This window comes from Streptomyces sp. NPDC093064 (genome assembly GCF_044754605.1).
Classification (GTDB): Bacteria; Actinomycetota; Actinomycetes; order Streptomycetales; family Streptomycetaceae; genus Streptomyces.
Window position 1 is genome coordinate 35,306 of sequence record NZ_JBIVPK010000051.1, and the last position, 16,385, is coordinate 51,690.

Here is a 16,385-nt window from a genome sequence, read left to right on the forward strand (position 1 = left end):
ACTTCGCGCTACAGGTCGGACTGGCCGCCCAGCGCGGCCCGCACCAGGTCTGCCACTGTCATCGAGTCGACGGACTCGTCGTCTTCGTCGTCGCCGGCCCCACCGCCGCGTCCGGCGAGCCGGAGCAGGGGCTCCAGGACACCGATCTCACGCAGCCGGTCGAGCGGGACGGAGGCCAGTACGGCCCTGATCTCGGTCTCCTCGTCGGACTCGGCCGGCTCGTCGGGGACGAGGCGGGCGAGGACGAACTCGCCCAGCGCCAGCGGCGTCGGGTGGTCGAAGACCAGCGTCGCGGGCAGACTCAGGCCGGTCGCGGCGCCGAGCTGGTTGCGCAGCTCGACCGCGCCGAGTGAGTCCACCCCGAGGTCCCGGAAGGACCGTTCGGCACCGACGGCGCCGGTGTCCGGGTAGCCGAGAACCTGCGCGGCACGGGTGCGCACCAGGTCCACGACGGTGTCGAGGCGGCGGGCCGGCGGCATGCCCGCCAGCCGGTCGGCGAGAGTGCCCTCCGTGGGCTCGGGCGCCGCGGCGGCGACGGTCTCCCGGTAGCCGGGGAACTCCCGCAGCAGGGCGCTCGGCCGGGTGCCGCCGAAGGCGGAGGCGAACCGGTCGAGGGCGACCTCGGCGACCACCGCGGTCGGCTCCTTGCCGGTGACCAGCCGCAGCAGCGACTCCACGGCGAGGTCCGGTTCCATGGCGGCGACGCCGGCCCGGCGGGCCGCGTCGTCCGCGCCGTGGCCGTCGGCCATGCCGCCGCCGCCCCAGGCGCCCCAGGACACGGAGGTCGCGGGCAGGTTCCGCGCCCGGCGCGCCTCGGCGAGGGCGTCCAGGACCGCGTTGGCCGCCGCGTAGTTGGCCTGGCCGGGGTTGCCGACCGCGGAGGAGGCGGACGAGAACAGCACGAACGCGGCGAGGTCGAGGTCGCGCGTCAGCTCGTCGAGCAGCAGCGCCGAGGTCACCTTCGCGCGGAACACCTTCTGGTACCGCTCCGGGGTGAGCCGGTCGATGACGCCGTCGTCGAGCACGCCCGCCGCGTGGATCACCGCGGTCAGCGGCCGGTCGGCCGGGATCGCGTCGAGCACCGCGGCCAGCTGGTCACGTTCGGAGACGTCGCAGGCGGCGAGGGTGACGCCGGTGCCGAGCGCCTGGAGTTCGTCGCGCAGGGCGGTGGCGCCGGGCGCCTCGGGGCCGCGGCGGCCGAGCAGCACCAGGTGCTGGGCGCCGTCCTTGGCCAGGCGGCGGGCCACATGGGCGCCGAGGGCGCCGGTGCCGCCGGTGATCAGCACGGTGCCACTCGGGTCCCAGGCGCCGCTCTGCCCGCGGTCCGGGGCCGGCACAAGGCGGCGGGCGAGGACGGCGGAGCCGCGCACGGCGACCTGGTCCTCCCCGTCGAGTCCGGCGAGGACGGCGGCGAGTCCGGCGGCGGCCCGCTCGTCGGCGCGCTCCGGCAGGTCCACCAGGCCGCCCCAGCGGTCCGGGTACTCCAGCGCGGCCACCCGGCCCAGGCCCCACACGGCGGCCTGGAGCGGCCGGCGCGGGCGGTCGGTGCGGTTGGCGGACACGGCGCTGCGGGTGACGCACCACAGCGGGGCCTCGATCCCGGCGTCGCCGAGTGCCTGGAGCAGCGTGCCGGTGAGGGCGACGCCCTCCGGCACGTCGCCGTGCACGGTCTCGCGCAGGGCGAGCAGGGAGACGACGCCGGCGACGCGGGTGCCCTCCCCGGCGGCTTCGCGCAGGGTGGCGGTCATGGCCTCCCGGTCGGCGCCGCCGACCTCGGCGCGTACCACCCGGGTGCCGAGGGCGTCCAGCGCGGTGGTGACCCACGGGTCCTCGCCGAGGCCCTCGGGGACGACGGCCAGCCAGGTGCCGGTGAGCGGCTTGCGGTGGGCCATCGCCGCGCCGGTCAGACGCTTCCAGACGATGCGGTGGCGCCAGCTGTCGAGCCGCGTCTCCTCGGAATTGCGGCGACGCCAGTCGAGCAGCGCCGGCAGCACCTTGGACAGGGCGTCGCCCTCGACGTCGAGGACGGACGCCAGCGAGCCGAAGTCCTCCTGTGCGACGGCGTCCCAGAAGGCGGTGTCGGTGCCGTCGGCCTCTCCGGCGGACCCGCCGCCCTGCGCGGTGGCGGGCAGGGTGTCCGGCCAGAACCGGCCACGCTGGAAGGCGTACGTCGGCAGGTCCAGCCAGGAGCCGGGGGCGGCGTCGAAGAAGGCGTCCCAGCGGGGTCCGGCGGCGTGCGCGTGCAGCCGGCCGAGGGCGGCGACCAGGGTCTCCACCTCGTCGCGGTTGCGGCGCTGCGCGGGGATGGCGACGGTGTCCGGGGCGCTCTGCTCGGCGAGCGCGGACAGCACCGCGTCGGGGCCGAGTTCGAGGAAGACGCGGACGCCCCGGCCGGCCAGCGCGGTGACGCCGTCGGCGAACCGGACGGTGCCGCGCACATGGCGCACCCAGTAGTCGGCGCCGCACAGCTCCTCGGCGCCCGCCACGTCGCCGGTCACGTTCGACACGACGGCGATGCGGGGCGCCTCGTAGCGCAGGCTCTCGGCGACCTTGCGGAACTCGGCCAGCATCGGGTCCATCAGCGCCGAGTGGAAGGCGTGGCTGACCTTGAGGCGGGTGGTGCGGCGGCCCCGCTCGGCGAGGACGGCCGCCAGGGCGAGCACCGGGTCCTCCGCACCGGCGAGCACCACGGACGTGGGACCGTTCACCGCGGCGATCGACACCGCGTCGGTGAGTTCGGCGGCGACCTCCTGCTCGGTGGCCTCGACCGCGACCATCGCGCCGCCGCGCGGGAGTTCCTGCATCAGGCGGGCCCGTGCGGCGACCAGCCGGCAGGCGTCGTCCAGGGAGAGGACGCCCGCGACGTGGGCGGCGGCGATCTCGCCGACGGAGTGGCCGGCGACGAAGTCCGGCGTCACGCCCCAGGACTCCACCAGGCGGTACAGGGCGACCTCGAAGGCGAACAGCGCGGGCTGGGTGTGCCCGGTCTCGTTCAGGGTCTCCTGGTCGCCGTGCCAGACGATCTCCCGCAGCGAGGCGCCGAGGTGGCCGTCGAGCCGGGCGAGGACCGCGTCGAACGCCTCGGCGAACGCCGGGAACCGCTCGTACAGGTCCCGGCCCATGCCGAGTTGCTGGGAGCCCTGGCCGGAGAAGAGCACGGCGTGCTTGCCGGTGCGCTCCACGTGGTGCTCGACGACGTGCGCGGCGGTGGTGCCCTCCGCGACGGCGGTGAGTCCGGCGAGCAGTGCGTCCCGGTCGGCGGCGGTGACCGCGGCCCGGTGTTCGAAGACGGCGCGGGTGGTGGCCAGGGTGCGGGCCAGGTCGGTGACCGTCTCCTCGGGGTGTCCTGCCACATGGGCCAGGAGCTTGCGGGCCTGGGCGCGCAGCGCGTTCTGCGAGCGGCCGGACAGCAGGATGGGGACGGGCGAGCCGTCGGCGGCGGGCCGGGCCGGCTGCGCGGGCTGCTGGGTGGGTTCCGGCTGCTCCAGGATCAGGTGGGCGTTGGTGCCGCTGGCCCCGAAGGAGGAGACGGCGGCCCGGCGCACCCGCTCGGACTCGGGCCAGGGGGTGAGCTCGGTGAGCAGGCGCGCGTTGCCCGCGGTCCAGTCGACGTGCGAGGAGGGGTTCTCGGCGTACAGCGAGCGCGGCAGCAGACCGTGCCGCATGGCGAGCACCATCTTGATGACGCCGCCGACACCGGACGCGGCCTGCGCGTGGCCGATGTTGGCCTTCAGGGAGCCGACGAGGACGGGCCGTTCGCGATCCTGGCCGTAGGTGGCCAGCAGGGCCTGCGCCTCGATCGGGTCGCCGAGCCTGGTGCCGGTGCCGTGCGCCTCGACGGCGTCGACGTCGGCGCTCTCCAGCCGGGCGTTGGCGAGGGCCTGGCGGATGACGCGCTGCTGGGCGGGGCCGCTGGGCGCGGTCAGGCCGTTGGAGGCGCCGTCCTGGTTGATGGCGGAGCCGCGCAGCACGGCGAGCACGCGGTGGCCGCCCCGCCGGGCGTCGGACAGGCGCTCGACGACGAGCATGCCGACGCCCTCCGACCAGCCGGTGCCGTTCGCGTCCTCGGAGAAGGCGCGGCAGCGGCCGTCGAGCGACAGCGCGCCCTGGGCGCTGAACTCGACGAAGCCGACCGGGGTGGCCATCACGGTGACACCGCCGGCCAGGGCGATCGAGCACTCGCCCGAGCGCACGGCCTGGGCGGCCAGGTGCAGGGCTACCAGAGAGGACGAGCAGGCGGTGTCGACGGACACCGTGGGGCCTTGGATGCCGAAGGTGTAGGCGAGGCGGCCGGACAGGAGGCTGGCGGACTGGGCGGTCTGCCACTGGCCGTACTCGGCCGGCGGCCGGTAGTCGCCGGAGCCGCCGCCGACGAAGACGCCGGTGGTGCCGCTGCCCCGCAGGGCCGCCGGGTCGATGCCGGCCCGCTCCAGGGCCTCCCAGGACGCCTCGAGGAGGATCCGCTGCTGCGGGTCCATCACCATGGCCTCGCGCGGCGAGATGCCGAACAGGCCGGGGTCGAAGTCGGTGGCGTCGTAGAGGAATCCGCCCTGGTCGGTGGCGCTGCGGCCCGGGCCGTCGCCGGCGAGGGCGTCGAGGTCCCAGCCGCGGTCGGTCGGGAAGTCGCCGACGGCGTCGGCCTCGTCGACGAGGAGCTGCCACAGGTCCTCGGGCGAGTTGACACCGCCGGGGTAGCGGCAGGCCATGCCGACGATGACGACCGGGTCGTCGCCGGTGGCGACGGGCGCGGCCACCGGGGCGGCCATGTCCGTGGCGCCGCCGAGCAGTTCGGTGCGCAGGTGCGCGGCGAGCGCCGCCGGGTTGGGGTGGTCGAAGACCAGGGTCGCGGGCAGGGTGACGCCGGTGGCCGCGGTGAGCTGGTTGCGCAGGTCGACGGCGGTCAGCGAGTCGAAGCCGAGGTCCCGGAAGGGCAGGTCGGGTTCGACGAGCGCGGTGTCCGCGTGGCCGAGGACCAGAGCGGCCTTCTCTCCGACGAGGGCGAGCAGGATGTCGTCCCGGTCGGCGGCGGGCTGCTCCAGGAGCCACTGGCCGTAGCCGTCGGAGACGGCGGCCCCCTCGGTACGGGCGCGGGCCGCACCGGCGAGGGCGGTCCTGGCCTCGGGCAGGCCGTCGAACAGCGCGGTGGGCCGGGCCTCGTGGTGCGCCGGGGCGAAGGTGTCCCAGCGGACGTCGGCGACGGTGACCGCGGCAAAGCCGTCGGCGACGGCACCGGCCAGCGCGGTCAGGGCGGCGTCGGCGTCCATCACCGGCAGGCCGTTCATCCGCAGATGGGCGGTGGTCGACGGGTCGGCCAGCTCGGCCCAGGCGCCCCAGGAGACGGCCAGCGCGGGCGTCCCGTCCGCGCGCAGGGCGCGGGCGAGGGCGTCGACGTAGGCGCCGCCCGCGGCCTCGTCGGACCGGCCGCGCACGCCCCAGACCCCGGCGATGGAGCCGAAGAGCACGAACGCGTCCAGGGTGCGGCCGGCGACGGCCTCGGCGAGGGCGTCCACCGGGGCGAGGGCGGCGGCCAGGCCGTCCGTCGGGGCGTCGTCGGCGTACACGACCGCGGTGAGGTCGGTCAGACCGTCCAGGAGGGCGGTGGCCATGTCCCGGTCGCCGGTGTCGTACGGCGCGACGGTGACCTCGGCGCCGAGCCGGGCGAGTTCGGCGCGCAGTCCCTCGGTGTCGGTGGCGCCGTCGGCGGGCGAGGCGGTCAGCACCAGACGGGCGGCGCCCTCGCGGGCGAGCCAGCGGGCGGCGCGGGCGCCCATGGTGCGGGTGCCGCCGACGACGAGGACGGTGCCGTGCGGGCGCCATCCGGTGTCGCCGGGGGCGATGGCGGTGCGCACGAGGCGGCGGCCGAGAAGACCGGCGGCGCGGACGGCGATCTGGTCCTCGGTGCCGGGCTCGGCCAGGTGAGCGGCGAGCAGGCCCGCGGTGGCGGCGTCGGCGTCGGGCGCGAGGTCGGCGAGGCCGCCGAAGCGCTCGGGGTGCTCCAGCGCGGCGACCCGGCCCATGCCCCACAGGGCGGCCTGGCCGACGGCGGCGGGTGCCTCCCCGGCGACGGAGACGGCGCCGCGGGTGACGCACCACAGCGGGGCGTCGACGCCGGCGGCCCGCAGGGCCTCCAGGACGGCGGCCGGTGCGGCGTCGGGCGCCGGCAGGGTGCCGGTGCCCGCAGCGAGCAGGGAGACGACGACGCTCCAGCCGGCGCCGAGGTCCGTGAGTTCCTGGGCGAGGGAGCCGGGGACCCCGTCGACGACGAGTGGGTCGGCGCCCAGGGCGGCGACGAGGGTCTCCGCCCAGTCGGCGCCGGCGTGCTCGGCGGGCACGAGGGCCAGGACGCGGCCGGCCGGTGCGGATCGCTCCGGGGTGCCGAGCGCGGTCCAGCTCTCGTGGTAGCGCCAGCCGCGGGCGGTGGAGCGGGCGTCGTTGCGGCGGCGCCAGGCCGACAGCGCGGGCACCATCGTGGTGACGGTGTCGCCGTCCAGGCCCAGGGAGGCCGTGAGGCTCTCCAGGTCCTCCCGCTCGACGGCGGCCCAGAAGGCGGCGTCGACGGGGTCCGGTGTGCCGGTGGCGCCGGGCGCGGCGGGCTCGGGCCAGTAGCGCTCGCGCTGGAAGGCGTACGTCGGCAGCTCGACGCGGTGTCCGCCGGTGCCGGCGAACCAGGCGGTCCAGTCGGGTCCGGTGCCCTGGGTGTGCAGGGTGGCCAGCCCTTCCAGGAGGGCGGTCTCCTCGGCGCGGTCGCGGCGCTGGAGCGGGACGACGGTGGCGGGTGCCTCGTCGGCGGACGCGTCCAGGGTCTGCTGGGCGGCGGCGGTGAGCTGCCCGTCCGGGCCGATCTCGACGAAGGCGGTGACGCCGGCCTCGCGCAGGGCGCGCACGCCGTCGGCAAACCGGACGGCCTCGCGGACGTGCCGCACCCAGTAGCCCGGGGTGAGGAGTTCGACTCCGGCGGGGGCGCCGGTCACGGTGGAGACCAGCGGGATGCGGGGCTCGTGGTAGGTGAGGGACTCCGCGACCCGGGCGAAGGCCGTGAGCATCGGGTCCATGAGCGGCGAGTGGAAGGCGTGGCTCACCTTGAGCCGGGTGGTCTTGCGGTCCTGTGCCTCGAAGTGGGCGGCGATCGCGGCGACTTCGTCCTCGTCACCGGCGACGACCACCGACGACGGCCCGTTGACCGCGGCGATCGACACCCGCTCCGTCAGATGCGGGAGCACCTCCTCCTCGGTGGCGCGCACCGCGAGCATCGCACCGCCCCGAGGCAGCTCCTGCATCAGGGAGGCGCGGGCGGCCACCAGTCGGCAGGCGTCCTCCAGCGAGAACACCCCGGCGACATGCGCCGCGGCGATCTCACCGATGGAGTGACCGGCGACGTGGTCGGGGGTCAGGCCCCACGACTCGAGGAGGCGGTAGAGGGCGACCTCGACGGCGAACAGCACGGGCTGGGTCCAGCCGGTCTGGTCCAGGAGCGCGGCGTCGGACGTGTCCGGCGCGGCGAACAGGACCTGGCGCAGCGGGAAGTCCAGCGCGGTGTCGAACTGCGCGAGGACCATATCCAGCGCGTCGGCGAACGCCGGGAACCGCTCGTACAGGCCGTGGCCCATCATGGCGCGCTGGGCGCCCTGGCCGGAGAACAGGAAGGCGGTGCGGCCGGGGGTGCGGGACGCGACCGCGCGGGCCGTCTCGCGCACCCCGTCGGGGCCGGCGAGCAGCACGGCGCGGTGCGGGAAGAGGGTGCGGTCGGTGGCCAGGGAGCGGCCGACGTCCAGCGGGGAGAGCTCCGGGTGGGCGGCGGCGTACGCGGTGAGCCGGTCGACCTGGTCCTGGAGGGCCTCGCGGCTGCGGCCGGAGACGATCCACGGGACGGTGGTGACGTCGGTGGCGGGGGCGGGCTCGTCGGTGGGGGTGGGGGCGGGCTCGTCGGTGGGGGCCTGCTCCACGATGACGTGCGCGTTGGTGCCGCTGACGCCGAAGGCGGAGACACCGGCGCGCCTCGGCCGTCCGGTCTCGGGCCAGTCGCGTTCCTCGGTGAGCAGCGACACGGCACCGCCGCTCCAGTCGACGTGGCTGGTGGGGCTGGTGACGTGCAGGGTGCGCGGCAGGGTGCCGTGCTGGATCGCCAGCAGCATCTTGATGACGCCGGCGACGCCCGCGGCGGCCTGGGTGTGGCCGATGTTCGACTTGACGGTGCCAAGGAGCAGCGGCTGCTCGGCATCCCGGTCCCGGCCGTACGTGTTCAGCAGAGCCTGCGCCTCGATCGGGTCGCCGAGGGTGGTGCCGGTGCCGTGCGCCTCGACCGCGTCGATGTCGGACGGCGCAAGGCGGGCGTCCGCGAGGGCCTGGCGGATGACGCGCTGCTGGGACGGGCCGTTGGGGGCAGTCAGGCCGTTGGAGGCGCCGTCCTGGTTGACGGCGGTGCCGCGGATGATGCCGCGGACCTCGTGGCCGTTGCGGATCGCGTCGGAGAGCCGTTCCAGGACCAGGATGCCGACGCCCTCGGACCAGGCGGTGCCGTCGGCGTCGTCGGAGAACGGCTTGCAGTGGCCGTCGGGGGCCAGGCCGCCCTGGGTGCTGAACTCGACGAAGGAGTCGGGGGTCGACATCACCGAGACGCCGCCCGCGACGACGAGGTCGCACTCGCCGGCGCCCAGCGCGCGGCCCGCCCAGTGCAGGGCGACCAGGGAGGAGGAGCAGGCGGTGTCGACGGTGACCGCGGGGCCCTCCAGGCCGAGGGCGTAGGAGAGGCGGCCGGACATCACGCTGGCGGTGTTGCCGGTGGCGACGTAGCCGGCGACGTCCGAGGCCGAGCGGCGCAGCAGGTTCGGGTAGTCCTGGCCGTTGGTGCCGACGAAGACACCGGTGGTGGAGCCGCGCAGTGCGGCCGGGTCGATGCCGGCCCGCTCCAGGGCCTCCCAGGTGGTCTCCAGGAGCAGTCGCTGCTGCGGGTCCATGGCGAGCGCCTCGCGGGGCGAGATGCCGAAGAAGCGGGCGTCGAAGTCGGCGACCCCGGCGAGGAATCCGCCGTGCAGCGTGTCGGAGGCGCCGGCGCCGAGCGCCGCCATGTCCCAGTCGCGGTCGTCGGGGAAGCGGGTGATGCCGTCGCGGCCCTCCGCCAGCAGCCGCCACATCTCCTCGGGCGTGGTGACGCCGCCGGGGAAGCGGCAGGCGAGGCCGACGACCGCGATCGGGTCGTCGTCGACGGCCCGGGTGGCGACGGCGTGGGCGGTGGACTCCGGGAGCGTGCCGAGGAGTTCGGCGAGCAGGAAGTCCGCCATCTCGCGTGGCGTGGGCTGGTCGTAGACGAGGGAGGCGGGCAGGCTCAGGCCGGTGATGGCGTTGAGCGCGTTGCGCAGTTCCAGGACGGTGAGCGAGTCGAAGCCGAGGTCGCGGAAGGCCAGGTCGTCGTCGACGGTGCGGGCGTCGGCGTGGCCGAGGACGGCCGCCACCTGGGTGCGCAGCAGGTCGAGGACGTGTGCGGCGCGCTCCTCGGCGGGCATGTCGGCGAGTTGCTGCCGCAGGCCGGACGCGCTGGCGGTGGCCGCCGCCGGGGCGGTGGCGCCGGCCGTCTCCGGGAGGTCGGCGACGAGCGGGAGCGGGCGGGCCGCCGCGAAGGCGCGCAGGAAGCGTTCCCAGTCGATGTCGGCGATGGCGACGGTGGTGTCGCCGTTGTCGACGGCGCGCAGCAGCGCGGCGACGCCGGAGGCGGGGTCGAGCGGTTCGAATCCGCCGCGGCGTACACGGGCGGCAATCTCGGCGGCGTCGGCGACCATGCCGGAGCCGGCCCAGGGTCCCCAGGCCACGGACAGGGCGGGCAGGCCCTGGGCGCGGCGCTGCTCGGCGAGGGCGTCGAGCTGGGCATTGGCGGCGGCGTAGTTGCCCTGTCCGGCGGCGCCGATAAGGCCCGCGGTCGAGGAGAACAGGACGAACGCGGCGAGGTCGTGGCCGGCGGTGAGGTCGTGCAGATGGCGGGCGGCGACCGTCTTGGCGTGCAGGACGGTGGCGAAGCTCGCCGGGGTCAGCTCGTCCACCACGTGGTCGTCGACGACGCCCGCGGTGTGGAAGACGGCGGTGAGCGGCGCGTCCTCGGGCACCGCCGCGAGGAGCGCGGCGAGCGCGTCGCGGTCGGCGGCGTCGCAGGCGGCGACGGTGACGCGGGCGCCCAGCTCCTCCAGTTCGGCGCGGAGTTCGGCGGCGCCCGGAGCGTCGGGGCCGCGGCGGCTGCTGAGCAGCAGGTGAGCGGCGCCGTCGCGGGCGAGGCGGCGGGCGACGTGTCCGCCGATGCCGCCGGTGCCGCCGGTGATCAGGACGGTGCCGGCCGCCGGGTCGAAGGCGGAGCGGACGGTGTCGGCGACGGGGCTGTGGGCCAGCCGGCGCACGAAGACACCGCTGGCGCGGACGGCGACGGCGTCCTCGCCGTCGCCGGCGGCCAGGATCCCGCGCAGTCGGCGGGCGGCCTGCGGGTCGAGGTTCTCCGGGAGGTCGACGCTGCCGCCGAAGCGGGCGGGCAGTTCGAGGGCGGCGGCCCGGCCGAGGCCCCACACGGCGGCCTGCTCGGGTGCCGTGACCTGCTCGGAGCGGCCGACGGCGACGGCTCCCCGGGTGACGTTCCACAGCGAGGCGTCGAGGCCGGCGTCACCGAGCGCCTGGAGGGCGGTGACGGTGAGGGTGAGCGCGGCCGGGGCGCCGGGGTGTCCGGCGTCGCCGGGCGCGAGCGGCAGCAGTGACAGCACGCCCTGGAAAGTGCCGCCGTCGGCGGCCTCGGTGAGCCGGGCGGCGAGGGCGGCGCGGTCGGTGCCGGTGACCTCCACGCGGACGGTGGCGGTGGCGAGGGCGGCCTCGACGTCCGCGGCCCAGGCTGCGGTGGCCTCGTCGCGGTGTTCGGCCGGGACGAGGACGAGCCAGCGTCCCGTGGGTGCGGCGGCGGGGGCGCCGCCGCGCGGCTTCCAGGTGACGCGGTAGCGCCAGGAGTCGAGCGCGGACTGTTCGCCGCGGCGCCGCCGCCAGGCGGTGAGCGCCGGGACCATCGCGGTGACGGTCGTGTCGTCCAGGCCGAGGGAGGCGGCGAGCGAGGCGACGTCGGCGTGTTCCACCGCGGCCCAGAACCCGGCGTCGAGCGCGGAGCCGGGGGCGGCGGCGGTGGTGCCGGCCGCGGTGGTGTCGGGCCAGTACCGCTCGCGCTGGAAGGCGTAGGTGGGCAGGGCCACGCGGCGGGCGCCGCCGCCCTCGAACCAGGCGGCCCAGTCGACGTCGAAGCCGTGGGTGTGGGCCGCGGCGACGGCGGTGACGAGGGCCTGCTCCTCCGGGCGGTCGCCGCGCAGCGTGGGCAGCAGCGCCGTGCGGGAGGCGTCGGTGAGGCTCTCGCGGGCCATGCCGCTGAGCACGCCGTCGGGCCCGAGCTCCAGGAAGGTCTGGACGCCGCCCTGGGTGGACAGCCAGCCGATGCCGTCGGCGAAGCGCACGGCGGAGCGGACGTGGGAGACCCAGTAGTCGGCGGTGCACACCTGCTCGGGGGTGGCGAGGGCGCCGGTCACGTTGGAGACGAACGGGATCGTCGGCGCGTGGTACGTCAGCGTGCGGGCCACGGCGGCGAAGTCGTCCAGCATGGCGTCCATGAGCGGCGAGTGGAAGGCATGGCTCACCCGCAGGCGCTTGGTGCGGCGCCCCTGCTCGGCGAAGTGCGCGGCGAGGGCGAGCACGGGCTCCTCCTCGCCGGCGACGACGACGGACCGGGGCCCGTTGACGGCGGCCACGGAGACCTGGTCGGCGAGACCCTCCAGGTGCGGCAGCACCTCGTCCTCGGCGGCCTCCAGGGCGACCATCGCGCCGCCTTCGGGCAGGGCCTGCATGAGCCGGCCGCGGGCGGCCACCAGGGCGCACGCGTCGTCGAGGTCGAGGACGCCGGCGACGTGCGCGGCGGCGATCTCGCCGACGGAGTGCCCGGCCAGGTAGTCGGGGGTGATGCCCCACGACTCCAGCAGCCGGAACAGCGCCACTTCGAGGGCGAACAGCGCGGGCTGCGCGTAGCCGGTGCGGTCGAGCAGGGCGGCGTCCTCGGCGCCCTCGGCGGCGAACAGCACGTCGCGCAGGGGGAGTTCGGTGGTGCCGTCGATCCGGGCGAGGACCGCGTCCAGGGCGTCGGCGAACACCGGGTGGCGCTCGTAGAGTTCGCGGCCCATGCCGAGGCGCTGGCTGCCCTGTCCGGTGAACAGGAAGGCGGTGCGTCCGCGGCCGGTGCGGCCCTGGACCAGTCCGGCGCCGGGCAGTCCGTCGCGCAGCGCGGTCAGGCCGCGCACCAGTCCTTCGTGGTCGTCGGCGACGACGGCGGCGCGGTGCTCAAGGGCGGCGCGCGAGGTGGCGAGGGAGAACGCCAGATCGGTCGGGTGGACGCCGGGGCGGTCCGCCAGCAGGTCGAGCAGGGCTCCGGCCTGGGCGCGCAGGGCCGCCTCGCCGCGTCCGGAGACGAGGACGGGCACGAGGACGTCCCGCAGCGCGGGGGTGTCCTCGGGGGCGGCCGGGGCGCTGTCGGCGGGGGCCTGCTCCAGGACGGTGTGGGCGTTGGTGCCGCTGAGGCCGAAGGACGACACGGCGGCGCGGCGCGGGCGGCCGGTCTCGGGCCACTCGGTGCGCTCGGTGAGCAGTTGGATGGCGCCGGAGGACCAGTCGACGTGGGTGGACGGCTCGTCGATGTGCAGCGACTTGGGGACGACGCCCTCGTTGAGGGCGTGGACCAGTTTGATGACGCTGGCGACGCCGGAGGCCATCTGGGTGTGGCCGATGTTGGACTTCACCGAGCCGAGCAGCACGGGCCGCTCGGGGTCGCGGTCCCTGCCGTAGGTGGCGAACAGGGCCTGCGCCTCGATGGGGTCGCCGAGGGAGGTGCCGGTGCCGTGGCCCTCCAGGACGTCGATGTCGTCCGCCTCGACGCCGGCGTTGGCGAGGGCCTGGCGGATGACGCGCTGCTGCGACGGTCCGTTGGGGGCGGTGAGTCCGTTGGACGCACCGTCCTGGTTGATGGCGGAGCCGCGGATGACGGCGAGGACCTCGTGGCTGTTGCGCCGGGCGTCGGAGAGCCGCTCCAGCAGGATCAGGCCGACGCCCTCGGCGAGGGTCATGCCGTCGGCGCCCTCGGCGTACGCCTTGCAGCGGCCGTCCTCGGCGAGGGCCCGCTGCCGGCTGAAGCCGATGAACGACATGGGGGTGGACATGATGCTGGCACCGCCGGCGAGGGCGAGGGAGCTTTCGCCGTTGCGCAGCGACTGGCAGGCCAGGTGGATGGCGACCAGCGAGGACGAGCAGGCGGTGTCGAGGGTGACGGCCGGGCCCTCGAAGCCGAAGAGGTAGGAGACGCGGCCGGACAGCACGCTGGGGAGCGAGCCGGTGATCATGTGGCCTTCGGAGCCCTCGCTGCCGGGCACGGCGGCGCCGTAGTCCTGGTAGCTGGCGCCGATGAAGGTGCCGGTCAGGCTGCCGCGCTGGGCGACCGGGTCGATGCCGGCGTTCTCGAAGACCTCCCAGGCCGTCTCAAGGAGCAGGCGCTGCTGCGGGTCCATCGACAGGGCCTCACGGGGCGAGATGCCGAAGAAGCCGGGGTCGAAGTCGGCGACGTCGCGCAGGAAGCCGCCCTGGACCGAGTAGGTGCGCCCGGACGCGTCCGGGTCGGGGTCGTAGAGGGCCTCGGCGTCCCAGCCGCGGTCGGCCGGGAAGACGGAGATCGCGTCGACCTCGTCCAGCGCGACCCGCCACAGTTCCTCGGCGGAGGTGACGCCGCCGGGGTAGCGGCAGCTCATGCCGACGATGGCGATCGGGTCGTCGTCGACGGGCGCGCCGGTGGCGACGGCTATGGAGCCCGCCAAGTGGACGTCGGCCAGTTCGGAGTGGAGGAAGCCGGCCAGGGCGGCCGGGTTCGGGTAGTCGAAGACCATCGTGGACGGCAGCGTCAGCCCGGTGACGGACGCGAGCCGGTTGCGCAGCCCGACGGCGGTCAGCGAGTCGAAGCCGACGTCGCGGAAGGCACGCTGGTCGGTCAGGTCCTCGGCGGAGGACAGGCCGAGCACGGAGGCGGCCTCGGTGCGGACGGTCTCCAGCAGCTTGCGGTGCTGTTCGGCGGCGGGCAGGGCCAGCAGCGCGGCGGCGAACTCGCCCTGGGCGGCGGTCCCCACGCTCCGCGCGGCAGCGGCCGTGAGCTCCTGCACTTCGGGGACCTCGTCGAACAGCGGGGTGGGCCGGGCCGAGGTGTAGACGGGGTGGTACGTCTCCCAGTCGACGTCGGCGACCGCGATGACCTGCTCGTCGTCGTCGAGGGCCCGCTTGAGGCCGCTCAGCGCGAGCTGCGGGTCCATGAACTCCAGGCCGCTGCGGCGGATCATCTGCGGGTCGACGCGACCGAGTTGGAGGTCGTCGGCCCAGATGCCCCAGGACAACGACATGGCGGTCAGGCCGCGTCCGCGCCGGTGCTCGGCGAGGGCGGCCAGATAGGCGTTGCCCGCGACGTACGCGGCGTGCGCGCCACTGCCCCACATACCGGCGGTGGAGGAGTACAGGACGAAGTCGTCCAGCGCCTCGTCGTCGAGGAGTTCGTCGAGGATCCGCGCTCCGGTGACCTTGGCGGCGAGGACGCGGTCGAAATCGTCGAGCGTGGTGGCGTCGAGGGTGTGCAGTTCGATGGTGGCCGCGGTGTGCACGACCGTGCGGACGGTGCGGCCCTCGGCCTTCAGACCGTCGAGCAGGGCCGCGACCGCGTCGCGGTCGGTGATGTCGCAGGCGGCGAGGGTGGTCGCGGTGCCGCGTTCCTCCAGTTCGGCGCGGAGTTCGGCGGCGCCGGGCGCCTCGGGGCCGCGCCTGCTGACCAGGACCAGGTGCTCGGCGCCCTGTTCGGCGAGCCAGCGCGCCAGGTGGGGGGCGAGGGTGCCGGAGCCGCCGGTGACCAGGGTGGTGCCGCGGGGCTTCCAGTCGCGGGCGGGGCCGTCGGGGGCGGCGCCGGCGCGGACGATACGGCGGGTGAAGACGCCGGAGGAGCGCAGGGCGATCTGGTCGTCGTCGCCGAGCGCGCCGGCGAGGACGGCCGCGAGCCGCTGGGCGGCGCGGGTGTCGAGCGTCTCGGGCAGGTCGACGACACCGCCCCAGCGTCCCGGGCACTCCAGCGCGGCGGTCCAGCCGATGCCGGCGACCTGGGCCTGGACGGGCGCGGTGAGCTTGTCGGAGCGGCCGGTGGAGACGGCGCCGCGGGTCAGCGCCCACAGCGGGGTCTCGATGCCGGCGTCTCCGAGCGCCTGGACGAGGGCGACGGTGAGGGCGACCCCGAGGGCGAGTCCGGTGCCGGGGACGGCACCGGTCCGTTCGGCGCCGGCGAGGACGGAGACGATGCCGGTGAGGCCGTCGGTGTCGGTGAGGCGCCCACGCAGGACGGTGCGGTCGGTGCAGGTCTCGTCGAGGACGAGGCGGCGCACCTCGGCACCGCCCGTCTCCAGCGCCTCGGCGACGTCGGTGCCGTCGACGCCGTCGGCGGAGACCAGCAGCCAGGTGCCGTCGAGGGCACGCTGTGGGAGCTTGGTGACGGGCTTCCAGGTGGCGCGGTAGCGCCAGGAGTCGACGGTGGAACGCTCGCGGCGGGCCCGGCGCCAGGAGGACAGCGCGGGCAGCACGGCGGCGACGGAGTCCTCGTCGGTGCCGAGGGCCGCGGTCAGGGTGGAGACGTCCCCGTCCTCGACGGCGGTCCAGAACGCGGCGTCCTCGGGGTCGGCCGCGGTGACGGCCTCCTGGACGGCCGGGACGACCCACAGGTTCTCGTGCTGGAAGGCGTAGGTGGGCAGGTCGACGCGGATCGCGCCGGTGCCCTCGAACAGCGGGGCCCAGTCGACGTGGACGCCGCGGACGCACACCTGGGCGGCGGAGAGCAGGAAGCGGTCCAGGCCGCCGTTGTCGCGGCGCAGGGTGCCGGAGGCCACACCCGGCACTCCGGCGTCGTCGATCATGTCCTGGACGGACATCGACAGCACGGGGTGGGAGCTGACCTCGATGAAGGCGCGGTGCTCGGTAGCGAGCAGACCGCTCACCGCGTCGGCGAACAGGACCCGGCCGCGCAGGCTGCGGTACCAGTAGCCGGCGTCCATCGCGGTGGTGTCGAGCCAGTCGCCGGTGACCGTGGAGAACAGCGGGATCTCGGACGCGGACGGCTCGACCTCGGCCAACAGCTCCAGGATCTCGTCGTGCAGGTCCTCGACGTGGTGGGAGTGCGAGGCGTAGTCCACGGGGACGCGGCGCACGCGCACGTCCTCGACGGTGAGCAGGTCGGACAACTCGTCCAGGGCGCCGGGTTCGCCGGAGACCACGCAGGAGCGGGGGCCGTTCTCGGCGGCGACGGACACCCGTCCACCGAACGCCTC

Annotated in this window: 1 protein-coding gene; it reads right to left on the reverse strand. The window is 75.7% G+C overall.

The window, feature by feature from the left end; genetic code table 11:
• Window positions 1-8 precede the first annotated feature (8 nt).
• Window positions 9-16,385, reverse strand: a 16,377-nt coding sequence (locus ACIQFZ_RS35965; protein ID WP_402693201.1) for a type I polyketide synthase, incomplete at its 5' end; no start/stop codon positions are given.